The sequence below is a fragment of the uncultured Planktosalinus sp. genome, from assembly GCF_963973675.1.
Taxonomy (GTDB): Bacteria; Bacteroidota; Bacteroidia; order Flavobacteriales; family Flavobacteriaceae; genus Planktosalinus.
Window position 1 is genome coordinate 1 of sequence record NZ_CAXBAN010000021.1, and the last position, 13286, is coordinate 13286.

Here is a 13286-nt window from a genome sequence, read left to right on the forward strand (position 1 = left end):
CTTTGTAAAAAATAAGTTCAAATGAATCACTTAAGAACAAAGATAGAAAATGCTTGGAATGACAGGTCACTTCTTACCTCTACTGGAACTATTGATGCTATTCGTGAAGTAATTTCTCTACTGGATGAAGGAAAGTTAAGAGTGGCCGAACCTATATCAAATGGCTGGCAAGTAAATGAATGGATTAAAAAAGCGGTGGTACTTTACTTTCCAATTCAAAAAATGGAAACTTTTGAAGTGGGCATTTTTGAATACCACGATAAAATTCCTCTAAAAAAAGGGTATAAGGAAAAAAATATTCGAGTAGTACCTCATGCTGTTGCGCGATTTGGAGCCTATATTTCAGGTGGTGTGATTATGATGCCCAGCTATGTGAATATTGGTGCCTACGTAGATGAAGGGACTATGGTTGATACCTGGGCTACTGTTGGAAGTTGTGCCCAAATTGGTAAAAATGTACACTTAAGCGGAGGCGTTGGCATTGGCGGAGTATTGGAACCTTTACAAGCTGCACCTGTAATTATTGAGGACAATGCATTTATTGGTTCAAGATGCATTGTTGTGGAAGGTATTCGTGTGGAAAAAGAAGCTGTTTTGGGAGCCAATGTTGTTTTGACAGGCTCAACAAAAATAATAGATGTAACCGAAAATGAGCCTGTGGAAATAAAAGGGCACATTCCTGCACGATCTGTAGTAATTCCGGGGAGTTACACTAAAAAATTTGCTGCGGGTGAGTTTCAGGTTCCCTGTGCATTAATAATCGGAAAAAGAAAAGAAAGTACCGATAAGAAAACATCTTTAAACGATGCCTTGCGAACTTATGATGTGGCAGTATAAAAATTTTAAAAAATGAAAACAATTTTAGTAGACGCTTACAATTCATTTGTAACCGAAGGTGGTATTAATTTAGAATTAAAAAAACACTTGGATTCATTTAAAAACCCAAAGATAATTTTGACAAATGCCAATGAAGAAGAAAAAATTAAATATGGTATAGTAAATATGCCTTACAAGGTTTTTACCCTAGAGCACAATCCAAATAAAACAAATCCAGAATATTACAAAATAATGTTAGAGCATTTCAATCTTAAACCAGAAAATGTAATTTATTTTGAACACAATAGCGAAGCAGTTAATTCTGCTAAAAGATTTGGAATCAACACCTTCCACTACATAAAAAGTGAAGGCTTGGAAGCATTAATGAACTTTTTAAAAAACAATGCTTAATTAATTCAAAATTAAAATGGCATATAATGTAACCTTAGAAGGAAAAAACAAACAAATTGCTGAAAGGATGCTTGAAAAAGTATGTTCAATCTTGCATGCTTGTCAAATTAAATATTGGCTGGAAGGTGGTACATTATTAGGTATCAGAAGAGAAAATAGATTACTTCCCTGGGATAATGATATAGATCTCTCTATAATGTCAAATCAAATTACAAAATTTGATGCTTTATTTAAATCATTACAAAAGGCAGGTTTTAGAGTAAGAACAAGAAAGTTCAAAACCTCATCCAAATTTTTTAATCAAGGTGAAATTAGAATCATTAAAATAAGAGAAAAGCGATTTTTAGGATTAACAAAAGGCCCCGTTTGTTTGGAGATATTTGTCAAGTATCAACACGATGAAAATTGCTATTGGGAAATTGCAAATAAAACCAAATGTGTACCCTGTAAATTTTATTCTTCTTTTAAAACAATCACTTTTAAGAATTTTAATTATTCCATACCAGAAAAAACAGACGATTACTTAACATACAGATATGGTGACTGGAAAACTCAAGTAAAAAATTGGGACACTGTTAATGACGACAGAGCACTGACCTGAAACTACAATTTTAAAGTATCTTTTAATATTGTACTACTCACATTTTTTGTATATGGAAAATACTCTACAGGACAAGTTGTTTTTGGAAACCTTCCTCTCCAATCATCACCCACCGAGATAGCATCAATATTATATTTGTCTACAACACGTTGCTTATTTTTATCTGTTTGAGCAATCACTTCATCGACATATGAAATTGCTTTAACTAAGTTAAATCTTTCCTCAAAGGGAATAACAGGCCTTTTACCTTTTTCCTTTTCAATAAGTTCATCAGTTGAAACCCCAACAATCAAATATTCACAAAGTGCCTTTGATTTTTTTAAAATATTCAAGTGACCAAAATGGAAAATATCAAAACACCCTGAAGTATACATTTTTTTATATTTGACCTTATTTGAAGTATGAATAACTTGGATTCTTGCTGCATGACCTTTTTTTAATTCAATAGTTAAAGTTGCGTAATCATTTAAAGCTTTTAAAGAAATTAACAAGTCATTGAAATTTTCATTTTCAGCCCCTTTACTTTCAATTAATAAGTTTACTCCCTCTTTAGGGTCCTGAACAAACCTCCAGGTTGTAAACCTTTTCTTTAACTGTAAAATTGGGGATTCTTTCATATAAATAATGTTTATTTTCTGAACCACACAAAACTACAAAAGAATTGAGAACTTTAATTTATAAATTAAATGATAGTTTTTTTATAGTAAACGATTTATCCTAACTTTGAGCTTTTTAAAATCATTAAGATGAAAATTATTATTCTAGCAGCGGGTGTTGGTTCTCGTTTAGGAAATCCATTCCCAAAGCCCTTAACGCCTCTTAATAATGGAAAAAGTATTTTAGAGTTTCAAATTGAAAATATTCAATCAAAATTTAAACTTGATGATATTTATATGGTAGTTGGATTTAAAAAAGATTTGATAATGGAACGCTTTCCAGAACTTACTTATATTTACAATCCTTTTTTTGACAGAACAAACACCTCCAAAAGTTTACTACAAGCATTAAGAAAACATCAAAACACTTCAGTACTTTGGTTAAACGGAGATGTAGTTTTTGATAAATTAATTTTGAACATCCTTAAACCCTACATTGAATCAAATACCTCCTTTGTAGCTGTCAATAAAAGCAAGGTTGGAGAAGAAGAAGTAAAATATACTTTAGAAAAAAATTACATTAATAAATTATCTAAAACAGTAGAAAAAGGACTTGGTGAAGCAGTTGGAATAAATTTTATTTCATCTCAGGATATTAAAACATTTATAAAAAGGCTTGAAGAATGTGATGATAATGATTATTTTGAAAAAGGACTGGAACTAGCTATTGAGAAAGATAGTTTAAAAATAAAAGCAGTAGATATCTCTGCATATAACTGTATGGAGGTTGATTTTATTGAAGATTTAGAAAATGTAAATAATATCTTTTAGATGAAATTCATTCTATTTTGCAAAAACAACTATGCATTTGGAATTTTAAACCCAATAAAAGAATATATTGTTGAAAAAAATTATTCTTTTCTATGGTATGTGGACGAGAGTATTTTCAAAGATTTCCCTTATTCAATTGACCCCTTTACAACATCAATATATGATTTAAATGAGTATAATTGTGATGTCATTTTTGTTCCAGGTAATGAGGTGCCATATTATCTTAGAGGTTTAAAAGTTCAGGTTTTTCACGGACTAGCAGGAGAAAAGAAAGGTCATTTCAGAATTCGGCATTATTTTGATCTTTACCTCACACAAGGACCTTATTTTACAGATAAATTTAATCAATTAAAAGAAAAATATGGTGATTTTGAAGTTATTGAAACAGGTTGGCCTAAGCTTGATGTTTTTGCAACAGAATTACACATGTATGATTCTATAAAAAAGAATTTGCTTGAAAAACATAAAGTTAAATATGTTTTATTATATGCCCCCACATTTTCACCTAAACTCACATCAGCTCCTTTTTTAATGGAACAATTAAATAATTTGGCAAAAAGTTCTGACTATTTAATTTTATTGAAGTTTCATCCGCTAATGGATGAAAGCTGGGTTAATAAATATAAAGATCTTTCAAATAACAACGATAACATAATTTTTCAAGAAGAAAAAAATATTGTGAAATTTCTTTTAATGGCAGATCTTTTGATTAGTGATACATCTTCAGTTATTTATGAATTTTTGTTGCTTGACAAACCCGTGGTTTCATTTAGGAATATCTCTGAAGAAATATATTGGGATAATAGTGAAGACTATAAAACACTCGCTGCCATGGTTGAAAGAAACCTGATTGAGGATTCGTTTTCGTCTTCCCGTAAATTTATTTTTCAAAACTATCACCCTTACAAAGATGGAAAGTCTGCAATGAGAATAGTTGATACTGTTCAAAAATATATTAGCAAACATGGCGTTCCTAATCAAAGAAATATTTCTTTTACAAGAAGATTAAAAATACATTCTATTTTTGGAAAACCACCCCTTTCAATTTCAAAATCAATGATTAAACTCTCTGCAGTAATTATAACTTTCAACGAAGAAGAACATTTAGAAAAATGTTTAGAATCACTCAACGGTATTGCAGATGAAATTGTAGTAGTAGATTCTTTTTCTACTGATAGCACCAAACAAATTTGTAAAAAATACAATGTTAAATTTGTAGAACAGAAATTTCTGGGTTATATAGAGCAAAAAAACTTTGCAATAACTCAAACATCACACAATTATATCCTTTCTCTTGATGGCGATGAAGCACTTTCTGATGCATTGAAAAACTCCATACTTAAATTAAAAGAAAATTGGAAACACGATGGTTATTACACAAATCGAAGAAACAATTATTGTGGCCAGTGGATAAAACATTCTGATTGGTACCCTGACAAAAAACTACGCCTTTTTAAAAAAAGTAAAGGTGAATGGAGAGGTATTAACCCTCACGATTCTTATAAGCTATTTAACCCAAAAAGCTCAGGAAAACTCAAAGGTGATATTTTACATTGGATTTATAGAGACTACATTGAACACAATCAAAAAGTAGAACGTTTCTCAACTATAGCTTCCCAGGCCTATTTTGAGTTAGGAAAAAAGTCTTCTGTTTGGAAAATTTTGTATCGTCCTGCCTGGGCCTTTTTAAAGTCTTATTTTTTAAGGCTAGGTTTTCTTGATGGCTTGAATGGATTGATTATTTGTATACAAACCTACAATGTTACTTTTCTGAAGTATATCAAACTCTATCAGCTTCAAAAAAAAGCAAAAAACAATCAATAAAATTACTTACTAATTCCAAGTTTCTTTTTCAAACGTTTTTTTCTTTGAAATTTTTCCTGAAATGCCTGAGTATATTGCCACATTAACTCAAAAACTTGTTCTGGAGCCTTGTCTATCAATTCAGCATATCTATGGCTCATAGTCTTTATCATATCTTCCTTAGGAGTTAAGCGGGCAAAATTTTTGATTTTTTCCTTAAATGTCAAGCTCCTGAATTCCATTCGGTTTAAATCCACAAGATAAAAGTGATATTCATTTTCCTCCTTTTTAATCAGAGTATTACCCGGCGAGTGGTCTTTAAATAAAATATTATTTTCATGCAATTTAAAGGTAAAATCAGCCATTTTTTTTAAAATTTCTTCTCTATCATCATACTTTGGGTTGGTAATGAGTTCTCTGAAAGTTAAATCACAATCTTGATGAATGCTTACATAATAACTTTTTTGTAAACCAAAAACACTGATGAATTCAAAATAAGCCAATGGCTTTGGAGTTCCAACACCTCTTTTCAATAAATAATTAGCATTTTCAAAGGAACGGTGCGCTTTCGATTTTCTAAGATATTTATAAACAAATTGATTTAGAATATGTGGAACTTTAAACGATTTTATATTAATCTTAATTCCATCAATTTCTTTTGTTTTTATAACATTCCTTGAAGCTTTACCAAACTGTTTTCCCTCTTGATCAAAATGGTGAACAAATTGGGTGATTTGCTTTTGAAAACTTTGAGGGATGTCCTGAAATTCTTTGTGCTCCTTCACCAGAATAAATTTTTTCAAAGATACAATTTGTATTTATTATCAATTTGATAAAGACACTCTATTTTTCTGATGTATTTTTGCAAAAAAACAATACATGATTTCCTTCGAAATTGAAAAAGCCATTGAACACCTTAATAAAGGAAATGTCATTCTATACCCTACTGATACAATTTGGGGCATTGGTTGTGATGCAACAAATGCAAAAGCAGTTTCTAAAGTTTATACCCTTAAAAAAAGGACAGAAAGTAAATCCATGCTTTGCCTTGTTTCTGAATTGCGCATGCTTGAAAAACACGTCTATGAAGTACCCCTTGCTGCATATGATATAATTGAGCACGCAGTCAAACCCACAACAATCATTTACGACAAACCAATTGGGGTTGCTAAAAACTTAATTGGTGAAGATGACTCTCTCGGTATACGATTGGTTAAAAAAGGGTTTGCTTTTGAATTGCTTAAAAAGTTCAAGCGACCATTAGTATCTACGTCGGCAAATATTAGCGGATTTCCGGCACCAAAAAACTTTAATGAAATTACACCCGATATTTTGAACGGCGTTGACTATGTCGTAAATTTGCCGGACGAAAATGCATCTGCAAAACCTTCAAGTATCATCAAACTAAAAAATGACGGTCAAGTGCAGATTATAAGAATGTAAGATCACATTATGACCGAAAAAGTCAACCATACAAAAGCAATAGCTCACCCCATTTTTAAAACACTTGCTGAAGCGACAGAGCAACTCCGCTTGGAAAGTTATGTAATTGGTGGTTTTGTAAGAGACTATTTCCTGAACAGAAACTCAAAAAAGGACATTGATGTGGTCGCAGTTGGAAGCGGAATTGAACTCGCAAAAAAAACATCTCAATTACTTCCTGAAAAACCCAAAGTTTCCATTTTTAAAAACTTTGGAACTGCTATGTTTAAAACAGAAGATTTAGAAATTGAATTTGTGGGTGCCAGAAAAGAGTCTTACGACCGTGGAAGCCGAAAACCGGCCGTTGAAGATGGAACTCTGGAAGACGACCAAAACCGAAGGGATTTCACCATAAATGCGTTGGCTTTAAGTATCAATGAATGCACTTTTGGTGAATTGATTGACCCATTTAATGGTTTGGAAGATCTAAAAAACAAAATCATTAGGACACCTCTTGATCCTGATATTACATATTCTGATGACCCTTTGAGAATGTTGCGTGCCATCCGGTTTGCCAGTCAACTTGATTTCACAATCGAAAAAAAATCACTTGATGCCATCACTCGAAACAATAAACGTATCAAAATTATTTCCAACGAGCGCATCACAGACGAGTTACACAAAATACTCCTTTGTAAAAAACCCTCTTTCGGATTTGGATTGTTACACAAAACTGGTCTCTTACCACTCATCCTGCCTGAGTTGACAGCACTTGAAGGCATCGACGAAATTGAAGGACAGCGTCACAAAGACAATTTTTGGCTTCACGATATTGGCAAGGCACCTACAAAAAAGTTTGATAAAAAAATTGGCTGGACATTTCACGGTCACGAGTTTGTAGGTTCAAAAATGGTATTTAAATTGTTTAAACGCCTTAGATTACCCCTTAATGATAAAATGAAGTTTGTACAAAAAATGGTGTTTATGAGTTCACGGCCCATTGCCATTTCAGACGATGTTACAGACAGTGCTGTGAGACGATTGGTTTTTGATGCCGGTGAATACATCGATGATTTAATGACACTTTGCGAAGCAGACATAACCACCAAAAACCCAAAAAAATTCAAGCAATATCTAAATAACTTTAAAAAAGTAAGACAACGTATTATTGAAGTAGAAGAGCGCGACCAAATTCGCAATTTTCAACCTCCAGTAAGTGGGGAGGAAATTATGGAAACTTTTAATTTAAAGCCTTCGCGTGAGATAGGCATTTTAAAAGATGCCATTAAGGAAGCAATTCTTGAAGGAGAAATCCCTAATGAATATGAAGCCGCAAAAGTCTTTATGTTTGATAAAGCTAAAAAAATGGGATTGGAAAAAATATAATTATTGCTAACTATGAAAAACAATAAACCCGTCGTAATCTGGCTTTTTACCGGATGTTTTTTAATTTTTATTATGGTGCTTGTGGGCGGTATTACACGACTCACAGATTCTGGTTTATCAATGACTGACTGGCACATTATAACCGAAGTCATTCCTCCTTTAAATGAACAGGAATGGGAAGCCGCTTTTGAAGAATACAAACAGTTTCCTGAATATAAAAAAATCAATAGTAATTATGATTTTCAGCTGGAAGACTACAAATTTATTTACTTCTGGGAGTGGTTTCACCGGCTTTTAGGACGTTTACTGGGTGTGGTTTTCATAATTCCATTTGTGTATTTCTGGACAAAAAAAATGCTTGATAAAGAAACCCTCAAGAATTGTTTCATTCTTTTGTTTTTAGGAGGATTTCAAGGGTTTTTAGGTTGGTATATGGTAAAAAGCGGTCTGGTTGATATACCATACGTGAGTCATTACCGTTTGGCAATGCACTTGATTACTGCATTTATCACCTTTTCATTTACATTTTGGGTAGCTTTGAATTTGATATACCCCAAAGAAAAACCTCAATTTATTTCGTTAAGAAATTTAATTCGGTTTAGTTTTGCGGTGCTTATTATTCAAATTATTTGGGGTGCTTTTGTCGCTGGACTTAACGCTGGATTAATTCATAATACCTGGCCAATGATGAATGATGGTAAGCTTATACACGAATCTGTCTTTATAGAACAACAACCCGTTTGGAGAAACTTCATAGAGGGAAAAAGTGGTGTGCAATTCATTCACAGGTATTTGGCATATATTGTTGTAGCACTTATTCTGGCTATTTGGATAAAAGCAAAAAAATTAACCCTTACCTTTGCACAAAAGCAAAGCATAAACTGGCTTTTGGTATTAGTCGCAATCCAGTTTATTTTAGGAATAGTTACCCTGCTCTATGCAGTACCTCTTTCGTTGGGGGTTTTACACCAAATTGGAGCATTTTTCCTTCTGGCAGCTATGACATTTTCACTGCATAGATTTAGCAGATAAGAAGTTATAAACCAATAAAAAATAATTTTTTATGATTTATCGTTTTAGAGTGATACTTGACGCTCACGATGATGTATTTAGAGACATCGAAATAAATAAAGAAGCAACTTTAGAAGACTTTCATAATGCCATTACGCAGTCTTTTGGATTTGGTGGTCAGGAAATGGCTTCCTTCTTTACCAGTGACGACGAGTGGAACCAGGATGAAGAAATTCCCTTATTTGGCATGGAAGAAAACGCAAGGAATATGCAAAACACCTTGCTGGAAGATGTGGTTTCAAAAGACCATACTAAACTTATATATATTTATGACTTTTTAAGCATGTGGACATTCATGGTTGAATTGGCAGATATTGCAGAACCCATTTCCGGAATGATTTACCCAAACCTTATGTTTGCTCATGGCGAAATACCCGATCAAGCTCCGGAAAAAGAATTTGAAACAGAAGCTTTATTTGATGAAGACGAAGATGATGCAGACTTTGACCCGGATGAATATGACGACTTAAATTTTGATGAAAATTGGAATTAGATAAAGATTTCTGGGAAAAACGATACAAAGCACAAGAAACAGGTTGGGATATCGGTTCAGTTTCTAATCCTTTAAAAGCCTACATCGATTCGCTTGAAGATACATCTATTGCCATTTTAATTCCTGGAGCAGGAAACAGTTATGAAGCTGAATACCTTTACAACAAAGGATTTAAACATGTTGATGTCATTGATATAGCTAAACAACCGCTTGAAAATTTTCACAAAAGAGTACCGGGGTTTCCCAAAGAAAATTTGATTCAAACAGATTTTTTTGAATGGTCAAAAACCTATGATCTTATTCTGGAACAAACATTTTTTTGTGCTCTGGATCCGGCTTTACGTCCCGCTTACACGAAAAAAATAAACAAACTGTTAAACCCAAATGGAAAACTTGCAGGTGTATTATTTGACTTTCCCTTGACTGAAGAAGGGCCTCCTTTCGGCGGAAGCAGGGAAGAATATCTCACTTATTTTGAACCCTACTTTACTGTCAAAAAGCTTGAAAAATGTTATAATTCCATTCCGCCACGAGCGGGTAACGAACTCTTTAGTATCTTTGAAAAGCCTTAAAGGCAATTTCTTAAAATTTGAAGCTTATGCAACTCGAGAAAGATCAGATTTTAGACCACACCAAGATTCAGCATATGTTGAAAAGGATGGCCTATCAAATCTATGAATCCAATGTAAATGAAACTGAAATCATTCTCGCTGGAATTAAAGAAAACGGTTTTTTGCTGGCAAAAAAACTAAAAAAAGAAGTGGAGAAAATTTCACCTTTAAAAGTGACCCTTTGTGAAATAGTCGTTAATAAAAAAAGCCCTTTAGATACAATAACCTCATCAATTTCGCTTGACGAAATTAAAAACAAATCCATTGTAGTGATTGATGATGTACTCCATTCAGGAGGCACTTTAATTCACGCTGTAAAATATGTTCTTGAGGTTCCTGTGAAACAAATTAAAACTGCCGTGCTCATTGATAGAAACCATAAGAGGTTTCCTGTAAAAGCAGATTTTAAGGGAATTTCTCTATCGACCTCTATGAATGAAAATGTTGGTGTAATATTTGAAAAAAATAATGATCGGGCAATTTTAGAATAAAGCTTTCTTGATTTCTTCAACCACCTCTTCTATTGTTTTTTGATCAGTTTGTACAACAAGATCTGCTTGGTTGTAGTAAAAAGCCCGCTCAAACAAATGCTTTCTTATAAAATCTTCTAATTTTTCTTTTGTTTCTAAATGACTGATCAATGGTCGGATATGTGTTTCACTAAAAAGTCTTTCTGTTAATTCTTTTAATGAAGCAGAAAGATAAACAGAAACTAAATTTTCAGTGTTTTTAATTAATTTTAAGTGATCTCCATAACAAGGGGTTCCACCACCAAGGCTTAATATTGTAATAGAAGTGTCATCGAGAAGTTTTTTTAAGTACATCCTTTCAATTTTTCTAAAGTAAATTTCTCCTTTAGATTTAAATAATTGTGAAATTGTTTGCCCCTCCTTTTCTTCAATAAAACTATCTAAATCAACCATCTTTTTTGATGTCAATTTTGATAATTTTTGAGCAATAGTAGACTTTCCGCTACCCATATAACCCATGATTACAATTCTTTTTTCCATTATAAATTACTATGAATTAAGTGGGTAAAAGTAGTGAATTAAAAATTCTAAAATTAAATTCAAAATTGGTTTGATTAATAAATATAATGATACTATATTTGCACCCGCATTGCAGAAAAGGTATGTGAAGATTGAAGTTTTTGATCTGGTAGCTCAGTTGGTAGAGCATCTCCCTTTTAAGGAGAGGGTCCTGGGTTCGAGCCCCAGCCAGATCACTATAAAAGTTAGGCCCTGTGCTTAACTTTTTTTTTCCAATAATATAATCTTAAAGGCGTATCTTTACAAAACCTTTTAGGTTCACCCCGCCCGGGTGCTGGAATTGGTAGACAGGCATGGTTGAGGGCCATGTGTCCATTAGGGCGTGTGGGTTCAAGTCCCACTCCGGGCACTTTTTTACTTCCTTTTTTTATTTCTAAGCTTTCTTTTACTACTTTTACTTGGTTTAATAATTTTAACTGTACATTAAACATTTTTTCTATGGGAATAAAGACGCAGTTTAGTATTAAGGATTTGGAACATTTAAGTGGTATCAAAGCCCATACTATTCGAATTTGGGAGAAAAGGTATAACTTGCTTCGCCCTGAAAGAACTGACACCAATATTAGGTCCTACAGCCTTGAAAATCTTATGAAACTTCTCAATGTTACATATTTATATAATCAAGGAGTTAAAATATCAAAAATAGCCAAATTGAACAATGCTGAAATCGAATCTCATATCAAAGAAATGGGGTTACAAGATACCCCAGAGGTTTATGCTGTATCAGAGTTTAAATCTTCTATGCTGCATTTTGACCCTCAATTATTTCACAGTACCTTCAATAGACTTGAAAAGCAATATAGTTTCAGAGAAATATTTTTTCATGTATTTATTCCTTTACTCAATGATATAGGCCTCCTTTGGCAAACAGGAACCATTGACCCATCCCATGAACGATTTATTTCTGAACACTTAAAACAGAAGTTAATTGTTGAAATTGAAAAAGCATCTTCAAAACAACCCTCAAAAACCGAAAACCTCTTTGTATTATTTCTTCCTTTAAATGAAATTCATGAAATTGGATTGCTCTATGTAAATTATGAACTTCTGTCGAATGGACACAAAACAATCTATTTGGGAAACAATATTCCCACTGAAAATTTGAGTCACTTAATGAATCATCATGACAAAATGGTGTTTGTTTCTTACTTAACAGTTCAACCCGAAAAAGAAAATTTATCCAATTTTATCACACACTTAAACAAAACAATTTCAGAAAATAATGACAACAAAGTGTGGCTTTTCGGTAGTCAAATAATTAATTATGATCTAGAAATTCCTAGTAATATTAAAACGTTTAGTAGTTTGTCTCAATTCATCAATGAACTATGATAAAGTATTCTTAATTTTTTTTATCAAATGCATTTTTGTTTAATTTTTGTATATTTTTGTTGAACAATTATGAGTAAAACTATTTCAATTATTGGTTCAGGATTTGCTGCCCTTTCAGCAGCTTGCTATTTGGCAAAAGCCGGAAACAAAGTTACCATGTATGAAAAAAACGATACCGTTGGTGGCAGGGCGCGGCAACTCACCAAAGAGGGATTTGTTTTTGATATAGGTCCAACGTGGTATTGGATGCCTGATGTTTTTGAACGCTTTTTTTTAGATTTTGAAAAGAACACCTCTGATTATTATCAATTAATCAAATTAAACCCCGCTTATTCTGTTTATTTCGGTCCCAATGATTTTATTACTGTTGAAGACACGCTTGAGAAAATTTCTATTGCATTTGAAAATGAAGAAAAAGGTAGTTCAGTAAAGCTTCAAAAATTTATTAAAGAAGCTCAAGACAATTATGATATTGCAATTAAGGATTTGGTGTACAGACCTGGGATTTCTCCACTTGAGTTGGTTACACCTGCCACTTTCCTAAAAATAAGACAGTTTTTCAGCACAATCAGTAAAGAAGTAAGAAAAGAATTCAAAAACGAACGCCTTATTGCAATTCTGGAGTTTCCTGTTTTGTTTTTAGGAGCCAAAGCTTCAAATACACCGGCATTTTATAGTTTTATGAATTATGCTGATTTTGGTTTAGGCACTTTTCATCCCAAAAATGGAATGTACAGTGTCATAAAAGCTATGAAAAGCTTAGCAGAAGAACTCGGTGTCAACATAAAAACAAATCAAACTGTTGAAAAAATTCTAGTTAGCAATAAAAAAGTCATTGGAATAATTTCAAACGGTCAAGAAATA

The 13286-nt window shown here is 32.7% G+C and carries 16 protein-coding genes and 2 tRNA genes; 15 read left to right on the forward strand and 3 right to left on the reverse strand.

Annotation, left to right across the window (positions count from 1 at the left end):
• Window positions 1–21 precede the first annotated feature (21 nt).
• Genes AACY61_RS01670 through AACY61_RS01680 form a run of 3 tightly spaced genes read left to right on the forward strand, consistent with a single transcriptional unit; the run spans window position 22 to window position 1828 of the window.
• Window positions 22–837 carry a 2,3,4,5-tetrahydropyridine-2,6-dicarboxylate N-succinyltransferase gene (locus AACY61_RS01670; protein WP_339609565.1) on the forward strand — a complete coding sequence of 272 codons (816 nt, stop codon included), beginning with the start codon at window positions 22–24 and terminating at the stop codon, window positions 835–837.
• Window positions 838–849: 12 nt separating this feature from the next.
• The gene (locus tag AACY61_RS01675) at window positions 850–1227 is read left to right on the forward strand and encodes an HAD-IA family hydrolase (RefSeq protein WP_339609567.1); all 378 of its coding nucleotides are present in this window, start codon (window positions 850–852) and stop codon (window positions 1225–1227) included.
• Between the two features lie 16 nt (window positions 1228–1243).
• The gene (locus tag AACY61_RS01680) at window positions 1244–1828 is read left to right on the forward strand and encodes a LicD family protein (RefSeq protein WP_339609569.1); all 585 of its coding nucleotides are present in this window, start codon (window positions 1244–1246) and stop codon (window positions 1826–1828) included.
• Window positions 1829–1830: 2 nt separating this feature from the next.
• On the opposite strand, the gene AACY61_RS01685 is transcribed toward AACY61_RS01680, so the two are convergent.
• Window positions 1831–2319 (reverse strand): adenylyltransferase/cytidyltransferase family protein, encoded by a 489-nt coding sequence (locus AACY61_RS01685; RefSeq protein WP_339609571.1) that lies wholly within the window; start codon window positions 2317–2319, stop codon window positions 1831–1833.
• A gap of 255 nt (window positions 2320–2574) precedes the next feature.
• Here AACY61_RS01685 and AACY61_RS01690 point away from each other — a divergent pair, with 255 nt between their 5' ends.
• Both AACY61_RS01690 and AACY61_RS01695 read left to right on the forward strand, forming a co-directional pair.
• Complete coding sequence (locus tag AACY61_RS01690; protein ID WP_339609573.1) at window positions 2575–3255, forward strand: phosphocholine cytidylyltransferase family protein; 681 nt, start codon at window positions 2575–2577, stop codon at window positions 3253–3255.
• Entirely contained in the window at window positions 3256–5079 is a 1824-nt protein-coding gene (locus AACY61_RS01695; RefSeq protein WP_339609575.1) for a CDP-glycerol glycerophosphotransferase family protein, read from the forward strand.
• A gap of 2 nt (window positions 5080–5081) precedes the next feature.
• Here the strand turns inward: AACY61_RS01695 and AACY61_RS01700 are convergent, their stop codons facing one another.
• A complete protein-coding gene (locus tag AACY61_RS01700) occupies window positions 5082–5861 on the reverse strand; it encodes a lipopolysaccharide kinase InaA family protein (protein WP_339609577.1) in 780 nt (259 codons plus the stop codon).
• A gap of 76 nt (window positions 5862–5937) precedes the next feature.
• Here AACY61_RS01700 and AACY61_RS01705 point away from each other — a divergent pair, with 76 nt between their 5' ends.
• Genes AACY61_RS01705 through AACY61_RS01730 form a run of 6 tightly spaced genes read left to right on the forward strand, consistent with a single transcriptional unit; the run spans window position 5938 to window position 10532 of the window.
• On the forward strand, window positions 5938–6501 hold the full coding sequence (locus AACY61_RS01705) for an L-threonylcarbamoyladenylate synthase (RefSeq protein ID WP_339609579.1): 564 nt from the start codon (window positions 5938–5940) through the stop codon (window positions 6499–6501).
• A gap of 9 nt (window positions 6502–6510) precedes the next feature.
• Entirely contained in the window at window positions 6511–7866 is a 1356-nt protein-coding gene (locus AACY61_RS01710) for a CCA tRNA nucleotidyltransferase (protein ID WP_339609581.1), read from the forward strand.
• Window positions 7867–7878: 12 nt separating this feature from the next.
• Window positions 7879–8898: a COX15/CtaA family protein gene (locus AACY61_RS01715; protein ID WP_339609583.1), complete on the forward strand. Its 1020-nt coding sequence runs from the start codon at window positions 7879–7881 to the stop codon at window positions 8896–8898.
• Window positions 8899–8929: 31 nt separating this feature from the next.
• The gene (locus AACY61_RS01720) at window positions 8930–9430 is read left to right on the forward strand and encodes a hypothetical protein (protein ID WP_339609585.1); all 501 of its coding nucleotides are present in this window, start codon (window positions 8930–8932) and stop codon (window positions 9428–9430) included.
• Entirely contained in the window at window positions 9421–10002 is a 582-nt protein-coding gene (locus AACY61_RS01725) for an SAM-dependent methyltransferase (RefSeq protein ID WP_339609587.1), read from the forward strand. The genes AACY61_RS01720 and AACY61_RS01725 overlap by 10 nt, the downstream gene beginning before the upstream one ends.
• A gap of 26 nt (window positions 10003–10028) precedes the next feature.
• On the forward strand, window positions 10029–10532 hold the full coding sequence (locus AACY61_RS01730) for a phosphoribosyltransferase family protein (protein WP_339609589.1): 504 nt from the start codon (window positions 10029–10031) through the stop codon (window positions 10530–10532).
• Here the strand turns inward: AACY61_RS01730 and AACY61_RS01735 are convergent.
• Window positions 10524–11051 carry a shikimate kinase gene (locus AACY61_RS01735; protein WP_339609591.1) on the reverse strand — a complete coding sequence of 176 codons (528 nt, stop codon included), beginning with the start codon at window positions 11049–11051 and terminating at the stop codon, window positions 10524–10526. The genes AACY61_RS01730 and AACY61_RS01735 overlap by 9 nt on opposite strands.
• A 142-nt stretch (window positions 11052–11193) precedes the next feature.
• On the opposite strand from AACY61_RS01735, the gene AACY61_RS01740 reads away from it, so the two are divergent.
• The 4 genes from AACY61_RS01740 to AACY61_RS01755 form a co-directional block, all read left to right on the forward strand.
• Window positions 11194–11266: transfer RNA gene (locus AACY61_RS01740), tRNA-Lys, on the forward strand.
• 89 nt (window positions 11267–11355) lie between these two features.
• A tRNA-Leu gene (locus tag AACY61_RS01745) sits at window positions 11356–11439 on the forward strand.
• A gap of 89 nt (window positions 11440–11528) precedes the next feature.
• Window positions 11529–12422, forward strand: coding sequence for a MerR family transcriptional regulator (locus tag AACY61_RS01750; protein ID WP_339609593.1), 894 nt, complete (start codon window positions 11529–11531; stop codon window positions 12420–12422).
• Window positions 12423–12491: 69 nt separating this feature from the next.
• The coding region (locus AACY61_RS01755; RefSeq protein ID WP_339609596.1) for an FAD-dependent oxidoreductase at window positions 12492–13286 on the forward strand (795 nt) is incomplete at its 3' end.

Bases quoted from the DNA above. Each gene is read 5' to 3' on its own strand.
- AACY61_RS01680 (WP_339609569.1), top strand. From the start codon at position 1,244: ATGGCATATAATGTAACCTTAGAAGGAAAAAACAAACAAATTGCTGAA.
- AACY61_RS01710 (WP_339609581.1), top strand. From the start codon at position 6,511: ATGACCGAAAAAGTCAACCATACAAAAGCAATAGCTCACCCCATTTTT.
- AACY61_RS01730 (WP_339609589.1), top strand. From the start codon at position 10,029: ATGCAACTCGAGAAAGATCAGATTTTAGACCACACCAAGATTCAGCAT.
- AACY61_RS01720 (WP_339609585.1), top strand. From the start codon at position 8,930: ATGATTTATCGTTTTAGAGTGATACTTGACGCTCACGATGATGTATTT.
- AACY61_RS01715 (WP_339609583.1), top strand. From the start codon at position 7,879: ATGAAAAACAATAAACCCGTCGTAATCTGGCTTTTTACCGGATGTTTT.
- AACY61_RS01705 (WP_339609579.1), top strand. From the start codon at position 5,938: ATGATTTCCTTCGAAATTGAAAAAGCCATTGAACACCTTAATAAAGGA.
- AACY61_RS01670 (WP_339609565.1), top strand. From the start codon at position 22: ATGAATCACTTAAGAACAAAGATAGAAAATGCTTGGAATGACAGGTCA.
- AACY61_RS01750 (WP_339609593.1), top strand. From the start codon at position 11,529: ATGGGAATAAAGACGCAGTTTAGTATTAAGGATTTGGAACATTTAAGT.
- AACY61_RS01735 (WP_339609591.1), bottom strand. From the start codon at position 11,051: ATGGAAAAAAGAATTGTAATCATGGGTTATATGGGTAGCGGAAAGTCT.
- AACY61_RS01695 (WP_339609575.1), top strand. From the start codon at position 3,256: ATGAAATTCATTCTATTTTGCAAAAACAACTATGCATTTGGAATTTTA.
- AACY61_RS01690 (WP_339609573.1), top strand. From the start codon at position 2,575: ATGAAAATTATTATTCTAGCAGCGGGTGTTGGTTCTCGTTTAGGAAAT.
- AACY61_RS01675 (WP_339609567.1), top strand. From the start codon at position 850: ATGAAAACAATTTTAGTAGACGCTTACAATTCATTTGTAACCGAAGGT.